General features: G+C 62.9%; 26 protein-coding genes. 11 read left to right on the forward strand and 15 right to left on the reverse strand.

Features of this window, described 5'->3' with window-relative positions; translation table 11 throughout:
* Positions 1-9: 9 nt before the first annotated feature.
* From IE166_RS14260 to IE166_RS14290, 7 genes are all read right to left on the reverse strand, one after another.
* Positions 10-741 carry an ABC transporter ATP-binding protein gene (locus IE166_RS14260; protein ID WP_189504915.1) on the reverse strand — a complete coding sequence of 244 codons (732 nt, stop codon included), beginning with the start codon at positions 739-741 and terminating at the stop codon, positions 10-12.
* Positions 738-1,796, reverse strand: coding sequence for an ABC transporter ATP-binding protein (locus tag IE166_RS14265; protein WP_189504917.1), 1,059 nt, complete (start codon positions 1,794-1,796; stop codon positions 738-740). Before IE166_RS14265 ends, IE166_RS14260 begins: the two co-directional genes overlap by 4 nt.
* The gene (livM, locus tag IE166_RS14270; protein ID WP_189504919.1) at positions 1,796-3,190 is read right to left on the reverse strand and encodes a high-affinity branched-chain amino acid ABC transporter permease LivM; all 1,395 of its coding nucleotides are present in this window, start codon (positions 3,188-3,190) and stop codon (positions 1,796-1,798) included. Before livM ends, IE166_RS14265 begins: the two co-directional genes overlap by 1 nt.
* A gap of 4 nt (positions 3,191-3,194) precedes the next feature.
* The gene (locus tag IE166_RS14275; RefSeq protein ID WP_189504921.1) at positions 3,195-4,097 is read right to left on the reverse strand and encodes a branched-chain amino acid ABC transporter permease; all 903 of its coding nucleotides are present in this window, start codon (positions 4,095-4,097) and stop codon (positions 3,195-3,197) included.
* Positions 4,098-4,359: 262 nt separating this feature from the next.
* Complete coding sequence (locus IE166_RS14280) at positions 4,360-5,358, reverse strand: 4-hydroxyproline epimerase (RefSeq protein WP_189504923.1); 999 nt, start codon at positions 5,356-5,358, stop codon at positions 4,360-4,362.
* Positions 5,359-5,366: 8 nt separating this feature from the next.
* Positions 5,367-6,608 carry an NAD(P)/FAD-dependent oxidoreductase gene (locus IE166_RS14285; RefSeq protein ID WP_189504925.1) on the reverse strand — a complete coding sequence of 414 codons (1,242 nt, stop codon included), beginning with the start codon at positions 6,606-6,608 and terminating at the stop codon, positions 5,367-5,369.
* A gap of 21 nt (positions 6,609-6,629) precedes the next feature.
* The gene (locus IE166_RS14290; protein WP_189504927.1) at positions 6,630-7,523 is read right to left on the reverse strand and encodes a dihydrodipicolinate synthase family protein; all 894 of its coding nucleotides are present in this window, start codon (positions 7,521-7,523) and stop codon (positions 6,630-6,632) included.
* A gap of 84 nt (positions 7,524-7,607) precedes the next feature.
* Here IE166_RS14290 and IE166_RS14295 point away from each other — a divergent pair, with 84 nt between their 5' ends.
* Positions 7,608-8,309: a GntR family transcriptional regulator gene (locus IE166_RS14295; protein ID WP_189504929.1), complete on the forward strand. Its 702-nt coding sequence runs from the start codon at positions 7,608-7,610 to the stop codon at positions 8,307-8,309.
* 12 nt (positions 8,310-8,321) lie between these two features.
* On the opposite strand, the gene IE166_RS14300 is transcribed toward IE166_RS14295, so the two are convergent.
* Together IE166_RS14300 and IE166_RS14305 are read right to left on the reverse strand one after the other, a co-directional pair.
* Positions 8,322-8,684, reverse strand: a complete 363-nt coding sequence (locus IE166_RS14300) for a hypothetical protein (RefSeq protein WP_189504931.1) — start codon at positions 8,682-8,684, stop codon at positions 8,322-8,324.
* Positions 8,685-8,921: 237 nt separating this feature from the next.
* The gene (locus IE166_RS14305; RefSeq protein WP_189504933.1) at positions 8,922-10,418 is read right to left on the reverse strand and encodes a CoA-acylating methylmalonate-semialdehyde dehydrogenase; all 1,497 of its coding nucleotides are present in this window, start codon (positions 10,416-10,418) and stop codon (positions 8,922-8,924) included.
* Positions 10,419-10,573: 155 nt separating this feature from the next.
* Here IE166_RS14305 and IE166_RS14310 point away from each other — a divergent pair, with 155 nt between their 5' ends.
* Positions 10,574-11,455: a LysR family transcriptional regulator gene (locus tag IE166_RS14310; protein ID WP_189504935.1), complete on the forward strand. Its 882-nt coding sequence runs from the start codon at positions 10,574-10,576 to the stop codon at positions 11,453-11,455.
* A gap of 60 nt (positions 11,456-11,515) precedes the next feature.
* Here the strand turns inward: IE166_RS14310 and IE166_RS14315 are convergent, their stop codons facing one another.
* The 3 genes from IE166_RS14315 to IE166_RS14325 all read right to left on the reverse strand — a co-directional run bounded on the left by IE166_RS14315 (position 11,516) and on the right by IE166_RS14325 (position 13,946).
* Positions 11,516-11,920, reverse strand: coding sequence for a hypothetical protein (locus IE166_RS14315; protein WP_189504937.1), 405 nt, complete (start codon positions 11,918-11,920; stop codon positions 11,516-11,518).
* A 79-nt stretch (positions 11,921-11,999) separates the two neighbouring features.
* Positions 12,000-13,001, reverse strand: a complete 1,002-nt coding sequence (locus tag IE166_RS14320) for a TraB/GumN family protein (protein ID WP_189504946.1) — start codon at positions 12,999-13,001, stop codon at positions 12,000-12,002.
* Positions 13,002-13,010: 9 nt separating this feature from the next.
* Complete coding sequence (locus tag IE166_RS14325) at positions 13,011-13,946, reverse strand: tyrosine recombinase XerC (protein ID WP_189504948.1); 936 nt, start codon at positions 13,944-13,946, stop codon at positions 13,011-13,013.
* A gap of 120 nt (positions 13,947-14,066) precedes the next feature.
* Here IE166_RS14325 and rimM point away from each other — a divergent pair, with 120 nt between their 5' ends.
* The 4 genes from rimM to IE166_RS14345 all read left to right on the forward strand — a co-directional run bounded on the left by rimM (position 14,067) and on the right by IE166_RS14345 (position 16,696).
* The gene (gene rimM / locus IE166_RS14330) at positions 14,067-14,615 is read left to right on the forward strand and encodes a ribosome maturation factor RimM (RefSeq protein ID WP_189504950.1); all 549 of its coding nucleotides are present in this window, start codon (positions 14,067-14,069) and stop codon (positions 14,613-14,615) included.
* Positions 14,612-15,340, forward strand: coding sequence for a tRNA (guanosine(37)-N1)-methyltransferase TrmD (gene trmD / locus IE166_RS14335; protein ID WP_189506004.1), 729 nt, complete (start codon positions 14,612-14,614; stop codon positions 15,338-15,340). Before rimM ends, trmD begins: the two co-directional genes overlap by 4 nt.
* 189 nt (positions 15,341-15,529) lie before the next feature.
* Positions 15,530-16,024: a 50S ribosomal protein L19 gene (gene rplS, locus IE166_RS14340; protein ID WP_189504952.1), complete on the forward strand. Its 495-nt coding sequence runs from the start codon at positions 15,530-15,532 to the stop codon at positions 16,022-16,024.
* Positions 16,025-16,129: 105 nt separating this feature from the next.
* Positions 16,130-16,696, forward strand: coding sequence for a GNAT family N-acetyltransferase (locus tag IE166_RS14345; RefSeq protein WP_189504954.1), 567 nt, complete (start codon positions 16,130-16,132; stop codon positions 16,694-16,696).
* A gap of 97 nt (positions 16,697-16,793) precedes the next feature.
* On the opposite strand, the gene IE166_RS14350 is transcribed toward IE166_RS14345, so the two are convergent.
* The 3 genes from IE166_RS14350 to acnA form a co-directional block, all read right to left on the reverse strand.
* The gene (locus tag IE166_RS14350) at positions 16,794-17,171 is read right to left on the reverse strand and encodes a DUF2794 domain-containing protein (RefSeq protein ID WP_189506006.1); all 378 of its coding nucleotides are present in this window, start codon (positions 17,169-17,171) and stop codon (positions 16,794-16,796) included.
* A 362-nt stretch (positions 17,172-17,533) separates the two neighbouring features.
* Complete coding sequence (locus IE166_RS14355; RefSeq protein ID WP_189504956.1) at positions 17,534-18,286, reverse strand: DUF1223 domain-containing protein; 753 nt, start codon at positions 18,284-18,286, stop codon at positions 17,534-17,536.
* A gap of 214 nt (positions 18,287-18,500) precedes the next feature.
* On the reverse strand, positions 18,501-21,191 hold the full coding sequence (gene acnA, locus IE166_RS14360) for an aconitate hydratase AcnA (RefSeq protein ID WP_189504958.1): 2,691 nt from the start codon (positions 21,189-21,191) through the stop codon (positions 18,501-18,503).
* 275 nt (positions 21,192-21,466) lie between these two features.
* Between acnA and ccmA the strand changes: the two genes are divergently transcribed.
* The 5 genes from ccmA to IE166_RS14385 all read left to right on the forward strand — a co-directional run bounded on the left by ccmA (position 21,467) and on the right by IE166_RS14385 (position 24,766).
* A complete protein-coding gene (gene ccmA, locus IE166_RS14365) occupies positions 21,467-22,090 on the forward strand; it encodes a heme ABC exporter ATP-binding protein CcmA (protein ID WP_189504960.1) in 624 nt (207 codons plus the stop codon).
* 370 nt (positions 22,091-22,460) lie between these two features.
* A complete protein-coding gene (gene ccmB, locus IE166_RS14370) occupies positions 22,461-23,126 on the forward strand; it encodes a heme exporter protein CcmB (protein ID WP_189504962.1) in 666 nt (221 codons plus the stop codon).
* A gap of 82 nt (positions 23,127-23,208) precedes the next feature.
* Positions 23,209-24,006, forward strand: coding sequence for a heme ABC transporter permease (locus IE166_RS14375; protein WP_189504964.1), 798 nt, complete (start codon positions 23,209-23,211; stop codon positions 24,004-24,006).
* Entirely contained in the window at positions 24,003-24,167 is a 165-nt protein-coding gene (gene ccmD / locus IE166_RS14380) for a heme exporter protein CcmD (protein ID WP_189504966.1), read from the forward strand. Before IE166_RS14375 ends, ccmD begins: the two co-directional genes overlap by 4 nt.
* The gene (locus IE166_RS14385) at positions 24,164-24,766 is read left to right on the forward strand and encodes a DsbE family thiol:disulfide interchange protein (RefSeq protein ID WP_189504968.1); all 603 of its coding nucleotides are present in this window, start codon (positions 24,164-24,166) and stop codon (positions 24,764-24,766) included. Before ccmD ends, IE166_RS14385 begins: the two co-directional genes overlap by 4 nt.
* Positions 24,767-24,801 lie beyond the last annotated feature (35 nt).

A 24,801-nucleotide genomic window follows, 5' to 3' on the forward strand; every position in this document is an offset into this window, starting at 1 on the left:
TCTCCTGCATCAATGCCGCCCGCCTTCGAGATAGGCGGCGCGAACTTCCGGATTGGCGAGCAGATCACGTCCGCTGCCCGACATGGTGACAGCCCCATTGACCATGACATAACCGCGATGGGCGAGCTTCAGCGCGCCGAAAGCGTTCTGTTCCACGAGAAAGACGGTCAGGCCTTCGGTGCGGTTGAGTTCGCGAATGGCGTCGAAGATCTGCTTCACGATCAGAGGTGCCAGACCAAGCGAAGGCTCATCGAGCAGCAGCAGCTTGGGACGCGCCATCAGCGCACGACCGATCGACAGCATCTGCTGTTCGCCGCCCGACAGCGTTCCGCCGCGCTGGTCGATACGCTCTTTCAGGCGCGGAAACAGGGCAAAGACCTTTTCCACGTCCTGGTCGAAATACTGCATGTTGTCGAGGCTGGCGCCCATTTGCAGGTTTTCGCGCACGCTCATGCGCGGAAAGATGCGGCGGCCTTCCGGCGATTGGGCGATGCGCAGCCGGGCGATCTCATGCGTCGGCATGGCGGTAATGTCGGTGCCGTCGAAGGTGATCCGGCCGGCGCGCGCATGCGGTGCGCCGCAGATCGTCATCATCAGGGTCGACTTGCCGGCACCGTTGGCGCCGATCAGCGCAACGATCTCGCCTTGGTTGACCGAAACATCGACGCCATTCAGCGCGCGAATGTTGCCGTAAAAGGTTTCAACCTTCTCGACGGCCAGAAGCGGTGTTTGTCCCGTCATTGTGCTGGGCCTTTTGGTTCGACGGGAGACTTCGCGGCAGTTTCAGCCTCAACCTGCGCCGCTTTGGAGGCGGCAGGAGATGCGGGGACGATGGTCTCCCCGCCGGCTTCCTCGACGGTATCCGCGATCGGGCCTTCGAACATGGAGGAGGTCTCGGCCGGACCCTGGGCCACCGGCGCAACACCATCCAATTCTTCGATGACGCTGGTATCGCCCACTTCCACGAGGACATCACCGACTTCTTCGTCATCGACGCCGAGATAGGCGGCAATGACCTTGGGATCGCTGCGCACAGAAGCCGGGCTGCCGTCGGAGATCTTGCGGCCATATTCGAGCACCACGACGTGGTCGGAGATTTCCATCACCACGGCCATGTCATGTTCGATCAGCAGGATCGAGGTGCCGCTGTCGCGCCGGATGCCGAGCAGCAGTTCGTTGAGCGCCAGCGACTCCTTGGGGTTCAAACCGGCAGCGGGCTCGTCGAGGCACAGCAGTTCGGGACCGGTGCACATGGCGCGCGCAATCTCGAGACGGCGTTGCGCGCCATAAGACAAGTCACCGGCCGGATCATCGGCGCGATCCATGAGATCGGCCTTTTCCAGCCAGTAAACGGCCTTTTCGATGGAAGCGCGGCTGGCATCCTTGTAGCCGCCCAGGCCCAGCAGACCGAGAACGGTGAAGCCGGAGGCCCGCATCAGGGCGTTGTGCTGCGCCACCAAGAGGTTTTCCAGCACGGTCATGCCGGAAAACAGGCGGATGTTCTGGAAGGTACGCGCGACCTTGGCTTTCGCCGTGATCTGGAAGTCCGGCATGCGCTCCAGAAGGAACTTTTCGCCGGATGCGCGTGTCATCGTGATCATGCCTTCGGTCGGCTTGTAGAAGCCGGTAATGCAGTTGAACACGGTGGTCTTGCCGGCGCCGTTGGGGCCGATCAGCGCGGTGATTTCGCCGCGCGGCGCGGTGAAGGACAGGTCGCCGATGGCAACCAGGCCGCCGAACTTCATCGAGAGATGATCGACCTGGAGGATCGGGGTCTGAAGGTTTGTGCCAGCCATCAGCCGTGGCCTTCCTTGGTGAACGTCGAGGACACGGCGCGCGCTTCCTTGAGGTAGGCGGTGGGTTCTCGGCTGCCGACAAATCCGCGCGGCTTCCAGACCATGACAACAACCATGGCGATGCCGAACAGGAGCATGCGGTAGAGTTCAGGCGTGAAGTTCTGGCCGAACACCAGCTTCAGGAACTGCATTTCACGCAGGATTTCCATGCCGCCGATCATCACCAAGGCGGCGATGGCGATGCCCGACAGCGAGCCCATGCCGCCCAGAACCACGATGGCCAGGATGATGGCCGACTGCAGGAACACGAAGCTTTCCGGATTGATGAAGCCCTGGCGGGCCGCAAAGAAGGCGCCGGCAAAGCCGCCGAACATCGCGCCGATCGCAAAAGCGGTCAGCTTGGTGTTGGTGGTGTTGATGCCGAGCGACCGGCAGGCGATCTCGTCTTCACGCAGCGCTTCCCAGGCACGACCCACCGGCAAACGGCGCAGGCGGATGGTGACGAAAGCGGTCAGCAGGGCGAGGGCAAGGATCAGGTAATACAGGAAGATCGTGTAATACGCGCCCGACGTCGGGATATCGAAGACCTTGCCGATATAGTTCGGCGACGACACGTTGAAGTCGAACCAGCCGAAGAAGGTGATCTTCGGAATGCCGGAAATACCGGCCGAGCCCTTGGTCACGTCGCGCCAGTTGATCAGAACGAGGCGGATGATTTCACCGAAGGCCAGCGTCACAATGGCGAGATAATCGCCGCGCAGTCGCAACACGGGAAAGCCGAGCAGCACGCCCCAGAAGGCTGCCATGATGCCCGCGGCCGGCAGCAGGATCCAGAAAGACAGGCCGAAATGCGTGCCGAGCAGCGCATAGGCATAGGCGCCCACGGCATAAAAGGCGACGTAACCGAGATCGAGCAGGCCGGCGAGGCCGACCACGATGTTCAGGCCCCAGGCCAGCATCACATAGATCAGAACCTGGACGCCGAAATTGTTGACCCATTTCAGCGAGCCCTGCATGCCCACCGTCGACACGATGATCACGGGATACAGAACCAGCAGCGCGATCATGATCTTGAAGCGGTGGCGGCGCAGGAAGGACTGGTCCTTCTCGGCCACGACGGCGATCGGTCCACGATTGGCGCGGCGCCGGTCGACGGCCGGAAGCACGAAGGCGATGAACAGGAAGCGGCCGATCGCGACGAGTGCCACAACCGTTGCCAGCACGCCCCAATGGCTGCGCAGGATCAGCCGGTTGGAAATGTCCTGCGTGCTTTCCAGGCCGATGAAGAAGAAGAACAGGCCGGCGGAAAGGAGCGCCGCGTAAAGGGCCTGGCGAATGGCTTCGCCATAGGGGCTCGACGTGGATCGCGCCGTGTTGTCCGAGATCGCTGTCATGGTCTCAGACCTTTTCCACTTCCGGCCGGCCAAGCAGGCCAGAGGGCAGGAAGATCAGCACGATGGCGAGGATCGAGAAGGCCGCCACGTCCTTGTAGTCGATGGAGAAGTAGGCCGACCACAGCGACTCGATGAGGCCGATCAGCAAGCCGCCGAGCACGGCGCCCGGGATTGAGCCGATGCCGCCAAGAACGGCCGCGGTAAAGGCTTTCACGCCAGGTACGAAGCCGTCCGAGAAGGCAACAACGCCGTAATACATCAGGAACAGCGTGCCGGCGACGGCGGCGAGCGAGGCGCCCATGATGAAGGTGATGGAGATGGTGCGGTCGACATCGACGCCGAGGAGAGCGGCCATCTTGCGATCCTGCTCGCAGGCACGCTGGGCGCGGCCGAGCGAGGTCTTGTTGACGAGGTACCAGAACAGAGTGAGCAGCACGATCGTGACCACCGCGATCACGATCTGCTTCAACGAGATCGAGATGCCGTAGACGTTGTACACGTCGGTGACCAGCGGCGGGATCGGCTTGTTGCGCGGACCTTGCGTGACCTGAACGAAGTTCGACAGCGCGATCGACATGCCAATGGCGGTGATCAACGGTGCCAGGCGGAAGGAGCCGCGCAGCGGGCGGTAGGCGACCTTCTCGATCGTCCAGTTGTAAAGGCTGGTCATGATCATCGCGACAACCATCATGATCAGAAGCGCGACCACCACCGGCACCGAATAGAAGATGGCCGAGAGGATGAGGAACACGATCAGCGCGGTGAAAGCACCGATCATGAAGATGTCACCATGAGCAAAATTGATCATGCCGATGATGCCGTAGACCATCGTATAGCCGATCGCGATCAGGCCATAGATCGATCCCAGCGTCAGCCCGTTGATAAGCTGCTGGATAAAATACTGCATGCTTTAAGTCGCGCTCCCCGAGAATGTCGCAGCCGGCTAAACCGCAGCGCATTCTTCTAGTTACCCCTCAAGTCGTAGCCGCTTGGCTTGCGAATGCAACGCCTAACTTCTACGCCCATCGTCTAGCTTCGTTGGGATGAGAAGGCCGCGTAAGAGGCCTGCCCCCTGTCGAAGTGGACCATCATCTGGCTAGCATTGGCCCAAATCAGAGTCATCGCTTTTTTTCGCCACATTCTCCTTCCCTTACGACATGCTGTCATGCCTAGACGGAAAAGCCGTGGCGGAACGGGTCGCGGTCGTCGATGAAGATGGTGTTGAAGCCGGTCTGACGCGCCCAGCCGCCGATCGACGGGATGATGGCGGGCGTGCCGGCAACTTCGGTTTCCATCTCGACGCGGCCATTGAAGATCGAGCCGATGATCGATTCATGCGCAAAGCTCTCGCCGACCTTCAGCTTCCCCTTGCCGTGCAGCTGCGCCATGCGCGCGGAAGTGCCGGTGCCGCAGGGTGAGCGGTCGATGGCCTTGTCGCCATAGAACACCGCATTGCGGCCATCAGCGCCTTCCACCGTCGGCGCGCCGGTCCATTGGATGTGGCGCAGACCTGATATGTCGGGATTGCCGGGATGGACAAATTGATAGCGTTCGTTGAGGCGCTGCCGCACCATCGGGCTCATGGCGATCAGATCGCCGGCCGAGTAATCCGCCATGTCGCGGTAGTTTTCCTGAGGGTCGACGATGGCGTAGAAGTTGCCGCCATAAGCGATGTCGACGGTGATCTCGCCCAGACCCGGGCAATCCACGGCGAGGCCTTCGGCGTAAAGGAAAGAGGGCACATTGGTGATGCGCACTTCTTCCACATAGTCGCCTTCCTGACGGTATTCGGCGATCACCAGGCCGGCCGGCGTGTCGAGGCGCAGCACGCCCGGCGTCTTCGGCTTCACCAGACCCTGTTCGATCGCCATCGTCACGGTGCCGATCGTGCCATGGCCGCACATCGGCAGGCAGCCGGAGGTTTCAATAAACAGGATGGCGATGTCGCAATCCTCGCGTGTCGGCGGATACAGGATCGAGCCCGACATCACGTCGTGACCGCGCGGCTCGAACATCAGGCCGGTGCGGATCCAGTCATATTCGGCGAGGAAGTGCGCGCGGCGTTCCAGCATCGTGTTGCCGTGGAGCAGCGGAGCGCCGCCGGAAACGAGGCGGACCGGATTGCCGCAGGTGTGACCATCGATGCAGGAGAAGGTGTGGCGAGCCATGGTGGATCCTAGAAGCGGTCGGCACGAAAGGGATTGAGGTCGAGCGAAGGCGTTTGGTCGAGAACAAGATCGCGGATGAGGCTGCCGGTGGCGGCGGCCTGGGTGAGGCCGAGATGGCCGTGGCCGAAAGCATAGAAGACATTGTTGGCGCGCGCACGGCTGATCACCGGCAGTGAGTCCGGCATGGAAGGCCGATAACCCATCCATTCGCGCCCGCCAGAGGGATCGAGGCCGGGCAGGAAGCGCTGCGCCTTGGTCAGCATGGCTTTCGAGCGTTCGTAATTGGCAGGACGAACAAGGCCGGCCAGTTCCACCGCGCCGCCGACACGCAAGCCGGTTTCGAGCGGGGTAATAACAAAGCCATCGCCGGAAAAGATCAGCTGCCGCTTCACGTCGAAGGCGGTGGTGGGCAGGGTGGTGTTGTAGCCGCGCTCGGTTTCGAGCGGGATCCGGTCGCCGAGATTGCCGGCAAGCTTGTGCGACCAGGCGCCGGCGGCGATCACCAGCCGTTTCGCGCGGCGCGTTTCGCCGGTGTCGAGATCGATCTGGATGGTGTTGCCCGAGCCCACCGCCCGCACGCCGGCTTGCACGAAGCGCGCGCCGCGGCTTTCCGCATAGGCCCAGATCGCCTTGCCGAGCAGCTTGGGATCGGACACCGTCTTCCAGTCTGGCACGAAGGTGCCCTTGGTGAATTCGCGGGACAGGCCGGGCTGAAGCGCGGCCAAATCTGCGCCCTCGACATGGCGGAAGGTGATGCCAAAGCGATCGCGCGCATCCCAGCCGGGCAGGGACGCCGCGAACTCGGCCTGGTCGCGATACAATTCCAGCGAGCCGTCTTCGCGCAGCATGGAACGGGTGTTTGAGCGCTGCATCAGCGCCAACCATTCGCGCTCGGCCAGCCGCATCAGACCGGCCTGGGCCTTGAGCGCGGTTTCATAATGGCGCGCGCCGCTGGAGCGATGAAAGCGCCACAGCCATGGCATGAGAGCAGGGAAGTAGGCAGGCGGAATGGACAGGGGCCCGAGCGGATCGCGCAACCAGCGCGGCAGATTGCGCAGCATGCCCTTTTGCGCCAGCGGCAGAACGTCCGAGAAGGCAAAGGCGGCGGCGTTGCCGGAGCTCGTTTCCTCGCAGATGCCGGTACGGTCATAGACCGTGACGGCCAAGCCCGCTTCCGCGAGAATGGCCGCCGTACAGATGCCGATGATGCCCGCGCCGATGATTGCGATATCGTCAGGCGCGGTGGTCATCGGGTCAGGTCCTCGTTTTGGTCAGAAGCTCGGCAGCGTCGGGCGGACGGCGAGCGCATCGGTGATGATCTTCTCGACCGATGCGCGGCGCTCGCCCGAAAGCGGCTGGCGCGGACGCCGTACGCGATCATTGGTATCGATTGCGTGCACTTCGGCCAGCTTGATGTTCTGAACGAGATAGGTGGACACGTCGAGATCCAGCAGCGGGCGGAACCAGCGATAGATCGACAGCGCCTCATCGCGGCGCCCCTGCTTCATCAGCTGGTAGATCGCAACGGTTTCGCGCGGGAAGGCCGTAACGAGACCGGCAACCCAGCCGATCGCACCAACCGACAGCGCTTCGAAAGCGAGGTTGTCGACGCCAGTGAAGAGATCGAAGCGATCACCGAATGTGTTGATGATCTCGGTGGTGCGGCGGATGTCGTCTGAGGATTCCTTGATCGCCACGAAGCGCTCGTCGGCGCCGAGGCGCTCCATGATCTCCAGCGTCACGTCGACACGGTAGGCGACGCGGTTGGAATAGATCATGACCGGCAAGTCAGCGGCAGCTGCCACGGCCGACATGGCGGCAACGGTTTCGTCCGGGTTGGTGTGGTAGATCGGGCTCGGAACCACCATCAGGCCGGAGGCGCCGGCCTGAGCAGCGCGCTTACCGAGTTGTTCGGCTTCCCGGGTGCCGGCTTCGTTAACCGTCATCAGCACCGGCTTACCAGCTGCCGCATCTTGCGCGATCTTCAGCACAGCCAGCTTCTCGTCATGGCTCAGCATCGGGCCTTCGCCCAGCGAACCAGCAACGATGATGCCGTCGCAGCCGGCTTCCATCTGGAGCGCGAAGCAGCGCTCCATCTCGGCGTGGTCGAGTTCATCATCCACGGTGAACTTGGTTGTTACGGCAGGAAAAACGCCAGACCACATAATGACTGCTCCAGTGATATATCAGCTGACAGCCGGCTTAAGGCCCGTCTTGGCTTCTGTCAATCAGTGATATATCAACGTAGCATGAATTTGACCTCGGACGTTCCCGTAGCCTTGCAGGCGTATCATGCGCTTGAAGAGATGATCGTGACCCTGGCGCTCGAGCCGGGCAGCACAACAACCGAAAGCATTCTGCTGGAACGTGTGGGGCTTGGCCGCACGCCGGTACGCGAAGCGATCCAGCGGCTGGCGTGGGAAGGGTTCCTGATCGTGCGGCCACGCACCGGCCTGCTTGTTGCGCCGCTCGATGCCGGCGGCTGGTCCAAGGTCATGGATGCGCGGCAGGGGATCGAGATCGTGCTGGCGCGCTCTGCTGCCTTGTCGATCACACCGGAAGCGCGCCGACCCTTCTTGCAGGCGTCGGAGGCCATGTATGCGGCTGCCGCGACGAATGACGACAAGGCGTTTTTGGCCGCCGACAAAGCTTGGGATGAAGCGCTGGCTTTCGCGTCCGACAATCCGTTTGCCGTGCGGGTGGCCGCACCGCTGCAAACCCACAGCCGCCGTTTCTGGTATCGCTACCGGCGCGGCAGCGGTTTGGCTCAAGCCGCCAACCGGCACATCACGGTGATCGAAGCGGTGTTGCGTGGCGATGCGGATGCCGCAGCGGACGCCATGCAGCGGTTAATGGATATGCTACGAGAAGACGCCGAAGCTTTGCAGCCCGGCGTCTCGATTAGGTCGGATAATGAATTGGTTCGACCGCTGGACGCTGCCGCTATCTAAGACAGCGGAAGCTTAGGCACTCGGGCCGATGTTGCCGCGGCTCTGCCAGCCATCACCGGCCGACAGGATGCAGGAGTTGCCATCCGTACCGGTGGCGAGGATTGTCCAGGTGCCGGCGTCAGACACGAACACTTCCAGCACGGCGCTCTGGTCGACAACACCAACCGACTGCGGTGCTTCCTTGAACTGGGCGTTCAGCTTCTGGACGATTTCGTTTCGTGCGCCGCAGGTGTTCATCTGATCCATGGTCGACGAAGCGAGCTGTGCTGCCGCAGTCTGTTGAACCGGTGCAGCCTGCTCGGCGTGGATGGCCGGAACGGTTGCGAACAGGCCGGCAATGGCGACGGGGGCAAGAAGAGTTGCGATGCGGATCATGGTCTTCTCCTTGAGAGCTTCGCCAACATCAGGAAGCTATGCTTCTCAGTTGCTCGCGCCGGTCTAGAATTCTCTTGTTCGCCGCTGCTTCCGTGTTCGTGCGCTGCGATGACCTAATAAGATTCCGGGGTTAACCTTGTTGCATCACGTTTTTGTGAAGAGTGTTAATGGCGCTTGACGGAACTAAAAAGGCGGCACCGAAGCGCCGCCTTTTCATAAAAGTAACGATAATAGCGATTAGTTCATGGTGGGGATAACGAACTCCGCACCTTCCTTGACGCCGGACGGCCAGCGCGAGGTCACCGTCTTGGTCTTGGTGTAGAAGCGGAACGCATCTGAGCCGTGCTGGTTCAGATCGCCGAAGCCCGAACCCTTCCAGCCGCCGAAAGTGTAGTAAGCGATCGGAACAGGGATCGGCACGTTGATGCCGACCATGCCGACCTGAACGCGCGATGCGAAGTCGCGGGCCGCGTCGCCGTCGCGCGTGAAGATCGCAACGCCATTGCCATATTCATGCTCGTTGGGCAGCTTGAGCGCTTCCTCGTAATTGGCCGCGCGGACAACCGACAGAACGGGGCCGAAGATCTCTTCCTTGTAGATCTTCATGTCCGGCTTCACGTCGTCGAACAAGCAACCGCCCATGTAATAGCCGTTCTCGTAGCCCTGCATGGTGAAGCCACGCCCGTCGACCACGAGCTTGGCGCCTTCCTTCACGCCGGTGTCGACATAGCCGCGCACGCGGTCCAAGGCAGCTTGCGTCACGAGCGGGCCGTAATCGGCGGTCGGATCGGTGGACGGGCCCACCTTGAGGCTTTCCACGCGCGGAACCAGCTTTTCGATCAGGCGATCGGCTGTTTCCTTGCCGACGGGAACCGCAACCGAGATCGCCATGCAGCGCTCGCCGGCCGAACCGTAGCCCGCGCCGATCAGCGCGTCGACGGTCTGGTCCATGTCGGCATCCGGCATGATGATCATGTGGTTCTTGGCGCCGCCGAAGCATTGGGCGCGCTTGCCGTTCGCGGTGGCACGCGAATAGATGTATTGCGCGATCGGGGTCGAACCCACGAAGCCGATGGCCTTGATGTCGGGATCATCGAGGATCGCGTCCACGATCTCCTTGTCGCCATTGACGACATTGAGGATGCCGGCCGGCAGGCCCGCTTCGAGGAACAGTTCGGCGATCTTCATCGGCACGCCCGGATCACGCTCGGACGGCTTGAGAATAAAGGCGTTGCCGCAGGCAATGGCCGGCGCGATCTTCCACAAGGGGATCATGGCTGGGAAGTTGAACGGCGTGATGCCGGCCACCACACCGAGCGGCTGGCGCATGGAGTAAACGTCGATGCCGGGGCCGGCGCCGTCGGTGAACTCGCCCTTCATCAGATGCGGTGCGCCGATGCAGACTTCCACCACTTCGAGGCCGCGCTGAATGTCGCCCTTGGCGTCCGGAATGGTCTTGCCGTGTTCGCGGGCCAGCAGTTCGGCCAGTTCGTTGTAATCGCGCTCGACCAGCTGCAGGAACTTCATCAGCACGCGCACGCGCCGCTGCGGATTGGTGGCAGCCCAGGCCGGCTGTGCGGCCTTGGCGTTTTCGACCGCCTGGCGCAGTTCGGCTACCGTTCCGAGCGCAACTTGGCCGCGCACCGTGCCGTCCATCGGCTGCATGATGTCCTGGCTGCGACCGCTGGTGGAAGCGACATGCTTGCCGCCGATGAAATGTCCGACCTGATCCAATGCTCTTCTCCCTGTTTTCACCTTGGAGCGATGATGCCCCACTGTGCCCCGCTCACGCCGCGCGCGCAACGCGAGAGGCCACGCATCCGTTGTGCATGAATTGATGTCGCTATGTTGTTCGTACTACATTCAGCGCAAGGCGGAGGCTCAATGCAATGAACTGGGACGACATCCGCATCTTCCTGGCCGTTGCGCGATCGGGGCAGATCCTCGGCGCTGCCAAGCGGCTCGGCATCAACCACGCCACGGTTTCGCGCAGGGTCGCGGCGCTGGAAAGCGACACGAAAACGCGCCTGTTTCGCCGCGTCACCACAGGCACGCTGCTGACGCCGGCCGGCGAGCGCTTTTTGGCCGTGGCGGAGCGCATGGAAGCCGATCTGATCGCCGCCCGGGCCGAATTGTCGGGCGAAGAAGAGGCTGTGTCCGGTCCGGTGCGCATCGGCACGCCGGATGGCTTCGGCGTCGCCTTCCTCGCCTCGCATCTCGGCGAGTTGATCAGCCGTCATCCCGAGCTGGAAATCCAGCTCGTGCCGGTGCCGCGATCCTTCTCCCTGTCGCGGCGCGAGGCTGACATCGCCATCACCGTGGATCGGCCGGTGGAAGGGCGGTTGGTGGCCGGCAAGCTGGTGGATTATTCGCTGCAGCTTTATGCGGGCGAGGGCTATGCGGGGGAATACGGCCTTCCGCAGACGATCCCCGACCTCCTGAAGCATCGGCTGGTCGGCTATGTCAGCGATCTCACCGTCAGCCCGTCGCTGGATTACGCGCCGGATATCACGCCGGACTGGCAGGCGCGGTTTTCGATCTCATCGGCGCTGGGGCAGGTGGAAGCCGTGCGCGCCAATGCCGGCATCGGCATTCTCCACACCTTCATCGCCCGGCGTTATCCGGACCTCGTACCGGTTCCGGCCGCCCCGCCGATCCGTCGTGCATACTGGCTGGTTTACCACGACTCGGTGCGCGCCGTGCGGCGGGTGCAGGTCGTTGCGGCCTTTATCCAGGAAGCCGTCGAAAAGAACCGCGGCATCTTTCTCTAGGCGCAAACGAAAACGGCCCGCCGAAGCGAGCCGTTCTCATCGGGGTCGTGAGAACCGCGATTACTGAGTCGTTGTAGTGCCACCAGCCGGAGCGGTGCCCCCTGCGGGAGGCGTTGCGCCGCCAGCCGGAGCTGAATCGGTCGCCGGTGCGGTCGTGGAACCAGCGGCCGGAGCCGTCGTGGTGCCGGATGCCGGAGGCGTAGTGGTCGCCGGGGCGGTCGTGCTGGTCGAGCCAGCGCCGGTGTCGCCAGCGGTTGGCGTCTGCGAGCTTGGAACGAAAACGAAATAAGCCACGATGGCGAGAACGACGATGATCGCGCCGATCAGGATGCCGTTGCCCGACGAGCGGTTCGAAACAACCGTGGAATGGCCTGGAGCCGCCGTTGGATTGACGAGCGGATCAACAGTCGGATCGGTCGGACGACGGGTCGGCGACAGCGGATCGTTGTTCGGGGGTAGTGCCATGGTGCGGATCTCCCTAGTTTGTTGTGGGGAGGTAACGCTGCGAAACCGATTCGGTTTCACGGTGCTGTTACAATGATCGCTAATGCACCACTGATACGCTGAATCCGGCATCCCGCAGCAGCTGCACGACCCCCTCTTTGCCCGGCAGATGCAGCGCGCCGACGGCCATGAACGTCCCGCCTTTGCTCAAGATCGGCTGCGCGCGCTCGGCCATGACACGGTTGCGCGCCGTGATCATCACCTGCTCGAACTGCGCATAGCCTTCGCCTGATATCTCCGGCATTTCATGTTCCAGCAGAGGCCACAGCAGCGCGATCTCGCCCTTGCCATAGAGCGCGATCATGGTTTCGTTGACGTCATTGATGCCGTCGCCCAGTGCCAGCGTATCCACCAGGCTGCGCACATGAAAATTCATCGGCAGCTTCGCCATGGCATCGAGTTGTTCCACGCCGGTTTCCAGCCCGAGCACCTCCTTGTTCGCCGCACTTGCCTTGGCGGCCAGCGTTGCATCGAGCACCACAGCGCCCTTTGCCTGCCGGGCAAGCTCGCAGGGCGAACTGGCCAGCATCGCCGCCAGCATCCACGGCTTCATCTTGTTGACGCTGGCCAGGGTGATGCCGCGCGCCTGCAAGCCATTCTCCACCGTCTTCTTGTCTTCCGGCGACAAAAGCGCGGTCAGCGTTGTGGCGTCGGTGAACATCATGAGGTCGGGACGCGCGGCCAGCACGGCCATCATCCGGTCCTGGCTGAGTGCATCGGTGGTTTCGATCACCAGCCGGTCGGCATGATCAAGCGCTTCGCTCACCGGGGCGGGAAGTTCCAGCACGCGCGGATCGGTGACATGCATGGTGCCGAATAAAAAGGACGGCGCCACGCCGTCGCGCTCGATCTTCCAAAGCAGGCCTTCGCCGTTCTCGGTCTGCGCGGCCTTGTTCCGGATGACGGCGAGCGCCTTCGGATCGCTGGCCTGCAATGCGGTCACGAGGTTCTTGCCGGAACAGGTCTGCTCCTGCGCCCACAGCGTCGCGGGCGTGCCGAGCACGAACAGGAAGGCGAGGATGCGAAGGAGAAAAGCGCTCATGCGACCCTTTTAACGCCGGGGATGGGCGGATTGGTAGATGTCGAGCAGTCGCGCCGAATCGACACCGGTATAGATCTGCGTGGTGGACAGGCTGGCATGGCCCAGCAATTCCTGGATCGTGCGCAGATCGCCGCCGCGCCCCAGCAGATGGGTGGCGAAGGAATGCCGCAGGGCGTGCGGCGTCGCGGTATCCGGCAGACCGAGTGCTGCCCGCATGCGCTGCATTTCACGCTGCACGATCGCCGGCTGCAACGGCCCCCCGCGTGCGCCGCGAAACAGCGGCCCCTCGGGGCTGAGATGATAAGGGCACAAGCGACGGTATTCGGCGACCGCTTGTTGCGCGGCGACCAGCACCGGCACCATCCGCGTCTTGCCGCCCTTGCCGGTGATGCGCAGCGTTTGTTCGCGGCCGGTCAGCGCTCCGGCGGGGAGCCCCAGCGCTTCTGAAATGCGCAAGCCCGCACCATAAAGAAGCGTCAGCACGGCGGCGTTGCGCGCGGCAATCCAAGGTTCTTCCGCCAGCTGCTCGCCTGCGGAAACGACGCGGATCGCGTCGGTTGCGGTCAGCGGCTTGGGCAGGGATTTCGGCTGTTTCGGCGTGCGCATGGCCGAAGCAGTCGCGGCATTGGCGAGGCCGCGGCGTTCGAGAAAGCGCAGGAAAGAGCGCAAACCGGCCATGCCGCGCCCCAGCGTGCGCGCGCCTGCACCATCACCGCGCCGCTGCGTCAGGAAAGCGCGCAGATCGGCCGATTGCAGGTCGGCCACGTCGCTGATGCCCGGCGGTCCGCCAAGATGGCTGGTGAGGAACAGAAGGAACTGCCGCGTGTCACGCTCATAGGCATCCACCGTCAACGGCGAAAGACGGCGCTCTCTCGCCAAACCATCCAGCCAGTCGAGCCGCGCTTGCACGAGGTCCGGCTTGGCGGGGATGAGGATCTCGTTCATGCGACGCGTCGTCCAGTTCAGGTTCACCCCAAACACTGCGCTGCATGCGGTTACTGCGGCGTGAAGATTGAACTCCGCCTCAAGGGCGCGTAGGACGCCGCGAACGAAAACGGACGCGATATGACCAACCTCATCCAAGTTGCCGTGATCGGCGCAGCGCACGGCATCAAGGGCGAAGTGCGGGTAAAGACCTTTACCGACGATCCCCTGGCGATCGGCGATTACGGTCCGCTGCACACCGAAGACGGTCGCTCCTTCACGGTCGCGCAGGTCAGGCCGTCCAAGGAAGTGGTGATCGTCCGCTTCAAGGGCGTGGAAACGCGCAACGATGCCGAAGCGCTGAACGGCACCACCCTGTTCGTGGATCGAAGCAAGCTGCCGGACGATCTGGAAGAAGACGAATTCTATCATGTCGATCTGATCGGCCTGGCCGTCGAAACCGATGCCGGCGAGGCTGTGGGCACCATCGTCGCCGTGCATGATTTCGGCGCGGGCGAAATGCTGGAAGTGAAGGCGCGGGGCGAGAAGCCGGTGCTGATCCCGTTCACGCGTGCGGCCGTGCCGGTGATCGACATCAAAGGTGGCATCATCCGCGTCGAGCCGGTTGCCGCCGGCCTCGTGGAAGACGAAGACGAAAAGAACGCGCCGCGCGAGGAGGGCGACCACTGACCTTCCGCGCCACGGTTCTCACCCTTTATCCCGAAATGTTTCCCGGTCCGCTGGGCCTGGCCCTCGCTGGGCGTGCGCTTGCATCCGGCACATGGTCGCTCGACGCCGTGAACATCCGCGACTTCGCCACCGACCGTCACCGCACGGTGGATGACACGCCGGCGGGCGGCGGGGCGGGCATGGTGATGCGCGCAGACATCGTCGCCAAGGCCGTGGATCATGTCAGCGACGATCGGCCCCGGCTGCTGATGAGCCCGCGTGGGCGTCCGCTCACCCAGGCTCGTGTGCGCGAACTGGCGGAGGGTCCGGGCGCGATCCTGCTTTGCGGGCGCTTCGAGGGCATCGACCAGCGCGTCATCGACAGCCGCGCGCTGGAGGAAGTGTCGGTTGGCGATTACATCCTGTCGGGTGGCGAGGCGGCGGCCCATATCGTGCTCGATGCCGTCGTGCGCCTGCTTCCGGGCGTGATGGGGAATGTCTTGTCGGGCGACGAAGAAAGCTTCGAGAACGGGCTGCTGGAACATCCTCATTACACGCGGCCGGCCGAGTTCGAGGGTATGCCGATCCCTGCCGTGCTGACGTCCGGCGACCATGCCAAGATTGCGGCCTGGCGGCGCTGCAAGGCCGAGCAGCTGACTGCCGCGCGCCGGCCCGATCTCTATGCCGCCTACACACCGCCAAAGACGGGCAAGAAAACCAAGCCGAAGCCACCCCAAGAAGGGTGACAAGCCCGCTAATCTCGTGTATTGGCGCGCCACCATGCGGACTCTGTCCTCATGCCCGTCAACGATCGACGGTGAAATCGCCCCTGTCGACCTGTTCGAGAACAGCAAGACATAGCCGGACGGTCTTTGAACTGGACGGTGAGTGCAGGGCGCTCTGGCAGTCGGAAGAACAAGAAGAGGTATGACCCGATGGATATCATCCGTCAGCTCGAGGCCGAACAGGCCCAGAAGATCGAAGCCAAGCGCACGCTGCCAGAATTCCAGCCGGGCGACACCGTCCGCGTTCTGGTTCGCGTGACCGAAGGTACGCGTACTCGCGTGCAGGCCTATGAAGGCGTTTGCATCGCCCGCGCCGGTTCCGGCTTCCAGGAAAACTTCACCGTCCGCAAGATTTCCTATGGCGAAGGCGTGGAACGCGTGTTCCCGGTTTACTCGCCGATGGTTGAAGGCGTGGAAGTCGTGCGTCGCGGTAAGGTCCGTCGCGCCAAGCTCTATTACCTGCGCGATCGTCGCGGCAAGTCGGCTCGTATCGTCGAGAACACCAGCGTTCGCGCCCGCAAGCTGAACGACGCGACCCGCGAAGCGGCCAATGCCGAGCGCGCCCGCGTTGAAGCCGAGAAGGTTGCTGCCGCCGAGAAGCTGGCTGCCGAGAAGGCCGCTGCCGAGGCAAACGCAGCAGAATAAGAAGCGGGGCTGCGATCGCAGCCGCTTCTAGCCAGACAGATCAAATGGCCGTATCGCTTTCCCGCGATGCGGCCATTTTCTTATGCGCGATAAGGACAAAACAGCATGACCACGATCAGGCCGGCGACCGAAGCGGATCTCCCCGCTATTACCGCGATCTACGGGGATGCGGTGGTAAACGGCACGGCGACCTATGAATTGGAGCCGGCGCCGGATCAGGCGGAAATGCTGTCGCGCTTCCGCGCCATCACCTCGGCCGAATACCCCTATCTCGTGGCGGAGGAAGACGGCGTGGTGCTCGGCTATGCCTATGCCGGCCCGTTCCGCGCCCGCGCAGCCTACCGCTTCATCGTGGAAAACTCGGTCTATCTCGCGCCGTCCGCGCAGGGCCGTGGGCTCGGCCGCTTGCTGATGCAGGCGCTGATCGATGACTGCACGCAGCGCGGTTTCCGGCAGGTGGTTGCGGTGATCGGCGATGCGACGCCTGCAAGCGCCTCGGTGAAGCTGCATACCGCGATGGGTTTCACCTTATGCGGAACCATGACCGGCTCGGGCTATAAGCATGAGCGCTGGCTGGACACTTTGATCATGCAGCTGCCGCTCAATGGCGGCAACACGCTGCCGCCGGATCCGCAATCCGTGCCGGAGCGGCGCTATCGCCAGGGTGCCTAGGGCAATTCCAGCAAAAGTGCGGAGCGGTTTTGCGTCCGGAATTGCTTCTAAACAAAGAGATAGAGCATTTCTGGCGATTCTTCTTTCGCCGGAAATGCTAGGCTTCCGCCAGTTTCAGCGTGCGGTCGAAGGCTTTCAGCGCTGTCGCCAGTTCGTGGCCGCGCTTCAAAACGACACCGCCGGCCGCGACAACCGAATAAGCACCCTGCTTGCGCGCGAGCGCCGGCGTTTTTTCAATACGGAACAGCGGCACTTCGCTGGCACGGCGGAACACGGAAAACACCGCCTGATCCTTCATGTGGTCGATCGCGTAATCGCGCCACTCATTGGCCGCCACCATGCGGCTGTAGATGCGCAGGATCTGGTCGAGTTCCTGCCGGTTGAAGGTAACAGGGATGTTGAGCCGCGCATTGCGCGCTTCGGCGAGCGGGATCAGCGTTGCCGACTGCCCCTTGTCCTCAGGACCAAAATCCATCTGCGCTGCCTCATCTGCTTTGCCGTCTTCGCGAAGTTGGGCCTGTCTGGCCTGCATTGCAAGGAAGGCGACCGCATTAAGTGATCACGCAGATTTCCCTGATGTAACAATTGGTGAAGAGCGAACACAATCTTGCCAAACCTTCAACCCGGTCGAGCCACGAAGCGAAGCGAACATTTCCGTGTTGCCTGAGACGGTTCGATCCGGTCGCATCCGTACCCCAAGCCCCCCGCCCACGGGCGTGGCTGGGTCGAACCAATCCTCCCAAGCGAAATTTCTCGTATTGAGTAGCGCTGGGCAAGCGTACCACAAGCCGGTGCCGCGTTCTTGGCGCCGGCTTTTTCGTATCCGCTTTCGGTTCGCTACTTCTTGTTCGCGACCGCAGGCGCTTCGAGTTCAAGCGAGGCCGCGCCCAGGATCGCACCCGGGCTGCCATTCTCATCCACCGACTGCACCAGCACCGCGCATCCGCCGGTGCCTTTCTTGGCGATCTCGCTCAGGGGGATCTCGAACCGCGCCGGCTGGCCGTGCCACATGCCGGTGGTCTGCATGTCGCGCACGGCGTTCCAATAGGTCACGGTGTGGCCGGCATTCTCACCGCGCTCGATCGTGACGGGGCTTGCGGCATCATAGGAGACGAGCAGGACATGGGCGTTCTGCTTGGGCCCGTCCTGTCCCGGCACGTCGATCACCAGCACGTCGCCATCCTTCTGTACGGTGACGGCCACCGGCAGGCTCGGCGTTTCCGCCAGCTTTTCGTCCACGGCCGACTGGTCGGCGCCATTGACATGGGCGCGGCCATTGATGACGGCTTGCGGCGTATAAAAGGCGCGGCCCTTCATCGCCTTCATGTAATCGCGCTGGCGGTCGGTGTTTTCGGGCGTGGCCAGCGTGTCGCGCCAGCCGCGATAATCCCAGTAATCGACGTGATAGGCCAGCGCCACGATGTCCTTTTGGTGGATCATCTCGCCCAGCATCTTGTCGGCCTTGGGACAGGAATTGCAGCCCTGGCTCGTGAACAGTTCCACCACACCCCGCACTTTTGCCTGTTCGGCCGGCGCCTGACTGGTCGCGACAAGCAGCGCCGCGAAAGCGAGGAAGGGGGTGTAATTCACGATGATCCAGACAGATGTGTTGCGGAACAGATCTGCTCAATGATGCAGAATATGAGCATTCAATGATAGGCAGCGAGCGCTTGAAGGGGGAAGTCACGTTGCGGTGACAAAGCTCATGCCGGGGTCACGAGGCCGTGCGCCCGGCTTGAGAAAAGCGGCCGTCTCTTCCCTCAAGCGACATTGCCGCAGAGGTCGAAACGGCCGCCTTGTTGCTTTAGGCCGCCAGGTCGCGCAGCACCGTCTGCAGGATGCCACCATTGTTCATGTAGGTGACTTCATCCAGCGTATCGATGCGGCAGATCAACGGCACCTGCTTCACCGAGCCATCGGCATAGGTGATGACCGCAGTGCGCTTTTCGCGCGGCTGCACATTGCCGAGACCTTCGATGGTGACGGTCTCGTCACCCTTGAGCCCCAGCGACGCCCAGGTCGTGCCTTCCTCGAACACGAAGGGCACGACGCCCATGCCCACCAGGTTCGAGCGATGGATACGCTCGAAAGACTGCGCGATCACGGCCTTGACGCCGAGCAGGTTGGTGCCCTTTGCCGCCCAGTCGCGCGACGAGCCGTTGCCGTATTCCACGCCGGCGAAGATCACCAGCGGGGTGTTCTCGGCCTTGTACTGCATGGCGGCGTCGTAGATCGGCATCTCTTCCTTGGACGGATAATGGATCGTGTAGCCGCCTTCGCGGCCGTTCGGGCCCATCATGTGGTTGCGGATGCGAATATTGGCGAAGGTGCCGCGCATCATCACTTCATGGTTGCCGCGACGCGTGCCGTACTGGTTGAAGTCGGCCGCACCCACGCCATGCTCCATGAGATAGGCACCGGCCGGCGAGGCCGCCTTGATCGAACCGGCCGGGGAAATGTGGTCGGTGGTGATCTTGTCGCCGAACAGGCCAAGGATGCGCGCACCCTTGATGTCGGCGATGCCCGAGCCGGTCTGGCCCATGCCCACGAAGTAAGGCGGGTTCTGCACATAGGTCGACTGGTCGTCCCAGGCATAGGTCTGGCCGGCCGGAACCTGCACCGCCTGCCAGTTCTCGTCGCCCTTGAACACGTCGGCATACTTGCTCTCATAGAGCTCGCGCGTGACGTAACGCTGGATGAAGTCCTGCACTTCATGTGAGGACGGCCAGATGTCGCGCAGATAAACCGGCTGACCGTCCGAACCGGTGCCGAGCGGCTCCGTGGTCAGGTCCTTCTGCACCGAACCGGCCAGCGCATAGGCAACAACCAGCGGCGGGGAAGCCAGGTAGTTCGCCTGCACGTCCGGCGAAATGCGGCCTTCGAAGTTGCGGTTGCCCGACAGAACGCCGGCGGCGATCAGGCCACGGTCGTTGATCGTCTTGGAGATCGGCGCCGGCAGCGGGCCGGAATTGCCGATGCAGGTGGTGCAACCGAAGCCAACCAGGTTGAAGCCGATCGCGTCGAGGTCCTTCTGCAAGCCGGCCTTTTCAAGATATTCGGCAACGACCTGGGAGCCGGGAGCGAGCGACGTCTTCACCCAGGGCTTGGAGGTCAGGCCCTTGGCGACGGCGTTGCGGGCCAGCAAACCAGCCGCAATCAGCACGCTCGGATTGGAGGTGTTGGTGCAGGACGTGATCGCGGCAATCGCCACGTCGCCATGGCCGAGATCGAAGTCGGTGCCTTCAACCGGATAGCGGTTCGAAAGCTGGTCGGGCTTCTTGTAGTCGGCTTCCAATGCGGTGGCGAAGCCCGACGCGATGTCTTCCAGCGCGATACGGCCTTCCGGGCGCTTCGGGCCGGCCATGGACGGCACGACGTCGCCGAGGTCGAGTTCCAGCGTGTCGGTGAAAACGAGGTCGGAACCGTCGCCCTCGCGCCACATGCCTTGCGCCTTGGAATAGGCTTCCACCAGCGCGATGCGATCCTTGGCGCGGCCGGACATGTTGAGGTAGTTCAGCGTCTCGCCATCAACGGGGAAGAAGCCGCAGGTCGCGCCGTATTCCGGACCCATATTGCCGATCGTGGCGCGGTCGGCGAGCGTCATGTTGTCCAGGCCGGTGCCAAAGAACTCGACGAACTTCGAAACCACGCCCTTCTTGCGCAGCATCTGCACGACGGTCAGCACGAGGTCGGTGGCGGTGACGCCTTCCTTCAGCTTGCCGGTGAGCTTGAAGCCGATCACTTCCGGCAGAAGCATGGAAACCGGCTGGCCGAGCATGGCAGCCTCGGCCTCGATGCCGCCCACGCCCCAGCCGAGCACGCCCAGTCCGTTGATCATCGTGGTGTGCGAATCGGTGCCGACGCAGGTGTCGGGATAGGCGATGGTTTCGCCGTTTTCTTCCTTGGTCCAGACGGTCTGGCCGAGATATTCGAGGTTCACCTGGTGGCAGATGCCGGTGCCGGGCGGCACGACGCGGAAATTCTGGAACGCCTGCTGGCCCCACTTCAGGAAGCGGTAGCGCTCGCCGTTGCGCTCATATTCGAGCTCGACATTGCGGGCGAAGGCGGAAGGCGAACCGAATTCGTCGACGATGACGGAATGGTCGATCACGAGATCGACGGGCACCAGCGGGTTGATCTTTTCGGGGTCGCCGCCAAGGGCTGCCAAGCCGTCGCGCATTGCTGCGAGATCGACCACGGCTGGAACGCCGGTGAAGTCCTGCATCAAAACGCGGGCGGGGCGGTAAGCGATTTCGCTTTCGACCTTGCCCTTGTTGGTCAGCCATTCGGCGACCGTCAGGATGTGCTCCTTGGTGACCGTCTGGCCATCTTCAAAGCGCAGCAGATTTTCCAGCAGCACCTTCATGGAGAAAGGCAGCCTGGAAACGCCCGCGAGACCGTTCTTTTCCGCCTCGATCAGGCTGAAATAAACATAATCCTTGCCACCCACGGTCAGGGTGCGGCGACAGTTGAAACTATCTGATGATGTCGACACGTCGGTCCTCAACTTCTTTATGCCGATGAGGAGCGGACGCCTGCTGCGCGGATCAAGATGATCGCGCCATAGGTGCGGGTGCGATCATTTCCGCTGTCCGTTCCTCGCGTCCCGGCCGGTCAAAGACGGCTCGCGCGCTGGGTTCGGCGCAAATTTTGCAGATCCCACACCGACCGCTGGCGTGGTTGCCCGGGATATAGAGAATTTCGTAGAAGAGTTCTAGACTGATTTCGTGATGCGAGCGTGATCGTTCGCAGGATAGTGCAGGAAAGAGCATGCGGATCACCGCGAGGGATCTTGGCGCGGATCGCGGTGGCGAGCGCATCTTCTCCGATATTTCATTCGATGTGGACGACGGCGGCTGTTTGCTGGTGACAGGCCCGAACGGCTCCGGCAAGTCGACGCTGTTGCGCGCGATCGGCGGCCTTCTGCCGCTGACGGAGGGCACGATCGCGTTCGAGCCGGTCAGCGAGACATGGCCGAGCGTTCCTGCCGCCTGCCATTATCTCGGCCATCACAACGGCTTGAAGCAGACGCTGAGCGTGGAAGAAAATCTCCATTTCTGGCGCGATTTTTCCGGCGAACCGCGCCAGAGCGTGGAAGAAGCGCTCGATAATGTCGGCCTGTACGGCCTCGGCCATCTGCCTTTCGCGGTGCTGTCCACCGGCCAGCGCCGCCGCGCGGCGATTGCGCGGCTCTTGGTAACCTGGCGGCCGATCTGGCTGCTGGACGAACCCACCGCCGGCCTCGACGCCCGCTCCGAAAAGCGCTTCGCCGGTTTGATGGAAGCGCATCGGGCACAAGGCGGCATCATTATCGCGGCGACGCATTGGCCGTTGGGTCTGGTGGATGTGCAGGATCTGGTGATGGGTGAGTTGAATGGAGGCGTTGCGGCGTGAGGAAAGGTAGCAAGCACCCCCTCACCGACCCTTCGGGCCACCTCTCCCCCTGCCCGGGGGAGAGGAACCGCCTGCCGCACTCTTCGCGATCTCTCACGCAATCGCGTGTGACAGTTGAGGCGAAAAGAAACAGACAAGCCTCAGGTTGCGGCCTTCATCCAGCTTGGGTTCCTCTTCCCCTGGCAGGGGAGAGGGATCGCCTGCCGCACTCTTCGCGATCTCTCGCGCAATCGAGCGTTACAGTTAGGGCCAAAAGAAACGTGCAAGCCTCAGGTTGCAGCCTTCATCCAGCTTGGTTTCCTCTCCCCCGGGCAGGGGGAGAGGTGGCCCGAAGGGTCGGTGAGGGGGTGCTCAGCGCCGAGCTTTCCCCATGCTAGACCTCTACCTCCGCGACCTGAAACTCGGCATCCGCGCCGGCGGCGGCGCGCTGATCGGCATCCTGTTCTTTCTGGCGGTCGTCACCACCATCCCCTTTGCCGTCGGTCCCGACCTCAACCTCCTGTCGCGGCTCGGCCCCGCCATGTTGTGGATCGGCGCGCTGCTCGCTTCGCTGCTCGGTCTCGACCGGCTGTTCCAGGCCGACCGCGAGGACGGTTCGCTCGACCTGCTTCTGCTGGCCTCCGACCGTCATATGCTGGCGCTGAGCGTGCTGGTGAAATGCCTGGCGCATTGGACTGCGAGCGTGTTGCCGCTGGTGATCGCCGCACCTCTGCTCGGCGTTCTCCTCAATATGGAGCCGGTGGCGCTCGGTGCGGCAACGCTGACCCTGCTGATCGGCACGCCTGCCATCACCTTTATCGGCGCAACGGGTGCAGCCGTTGCCGTGACCTTGCCGCGCGGCGGCTTGCTGGTGTCGGTGCTGATCCTGCCGCTTGCCATTCCCGTGCTGATCTTCGGCGTTTCGGCAAGCTATGCGTCGGTCACCGATCCCGCGCCCTTCCTGCCGCCCTTCCTGATCCTTTGCGCGCTGACGCTGGTTTTCGCCGTGGTCGGTCCGGTTTCCGCAGCCGCGGCACTTCGCGCGGCGCAGGACTAGGACCGGTCATGCTATTCAAGATCATGCAACGAGCCGGTTCCCGCAACTTCAGCGCCGATACGCAGCACCCATTTCCATGCCGATGAGCGACACGACCTCCACCTCCTCCACCGGTACGCCCACTTCTCCTGCAGGCGTCGGCTGGTTCAGCGCGCTCGCCAACCCGACCCGCTTCCTGGCGCTGTCGGGACGCATCGTTCCGGTGCTGGCGGTTCTGTCGGTGCTGGTTCTGGTGATCGGCCTTTATCTCAGCTTCGCGGCGCCCGAAGATTACCAGCAGGGCTCCACGGTGCAGATCATGTATATCCACGTGCCGTTCGCCTGGCTGTCGATGATGTGCTGGGGTGTGATGTCGCTGGCAGCCCTCGGCACGCTGGTGTGGCGCCATCCGCTGGCCGACGTATCGCTGAAGGCCGCCGCGCCGATCGGCCTCGTTTTCACCGGCCTCGCGCTCGCCACCGGCTCGATCTGGGGCAAGCCGATGTGGGGAACGTGGTGGGTTTGGGATGCGCGCCTGACCTCGGTCTTCGTTCTCTTTCTCATGTATCTCGGTATCATCGCCCTGACCCGCGCGATCGACGACGCCAGCCGTGCCGCCAAGGCTGCCGCCATCATCACGCTGGTGGGCGCCATCAACCTGCCCATCATCAAATTTTCCGTGGATTGGTGGAACACGCTGCATCAGCCGGCCGCCGTGTTCCGGCTGGACGGTCCCACCATCGACCCCTCCATGCTGTGGCCGCTGCTGATCATGGCCGTCGGCTTCACGCTTTTGTTCTTCACGCTGCATCTGACGGCGATCCGCACGGAAATCTGGCGCCGCCGCGTTCAGGCCATGCAGCGTATCGCGGCGCGTCGCGCTGAAGGGCGCACTCGATGACCCACGCGATGTATGTTGCCGCCGCTTACGGCATTACGGCGATAGCGCTAGCAGGCCTGCTCCTTTGGATCCTGATCGACGGGCGCAACCGCAAGCGCGAACTGGCGCGGCTGGAAGCCGAAGGTGTGCGGCGTCGCTCTTCGGGAGCAACACGGTCATGACCACGCCGCTCGAAGACAGCCGCAACCCGGCACCGGCGCGTCGGCGCCGCACCGGCCTTTATCTCCTGCCGTTCCTGTTGTTCGTGATCCTGGCGGGCTTTTTTCTGGCGCAGCTGATGTCGGGCCGCGACGGGTCCGTTGTACCCTCGGCCCTGCTCGATGCGCCGGCACCGGAAACCGATCTGCCAGCGCTCGCCGGCATGAATGTGCCGGGCCTTCGCTCCGCCGATTTTGCCGGCAAGGTGACGCTGGTCAACGTCTTCGCATCCTGGTGCGCGCCGTGCCGCGAAGAGCATCCGACCTTGATCCAACTGGCAAAGGAAAAGCGCTTTTCGCTGGTCGGGCTGAACTACAAGGACAAGGAAGACAACGCCCGCGGTTTCCTGGGCGAACTCGGCAATCCCTATGCCGCGATTGGCGTGGATGCGTCGGGTCGCAAGGGGATCGACTGGGGCGTCTATGGTGTGCCGGAAACCTTCGTGATCGGCCGAGACGGCCGTATCGCCTACAAGTTCGTCGGGCCGCTGACGTCGGAAGGCGTATCGAAGAAGCTGATGCCGGCGATCGAAGCTGCGATGACAAAGACGCCGAGCCAGTAAGGGTGTCGGCAGGGCATCGCGCCCGGTTACATTTT

The sequence above is a fragment of the Tianweitania populi genome (assembly GCF_014652875.1).
Classification (GTDB): Bacteria; Pseudomonadota; Alphaproteobacteria; order Rhizobiales; family Rhizobiaceae; genus Tianweitania; species Tianweitania populi.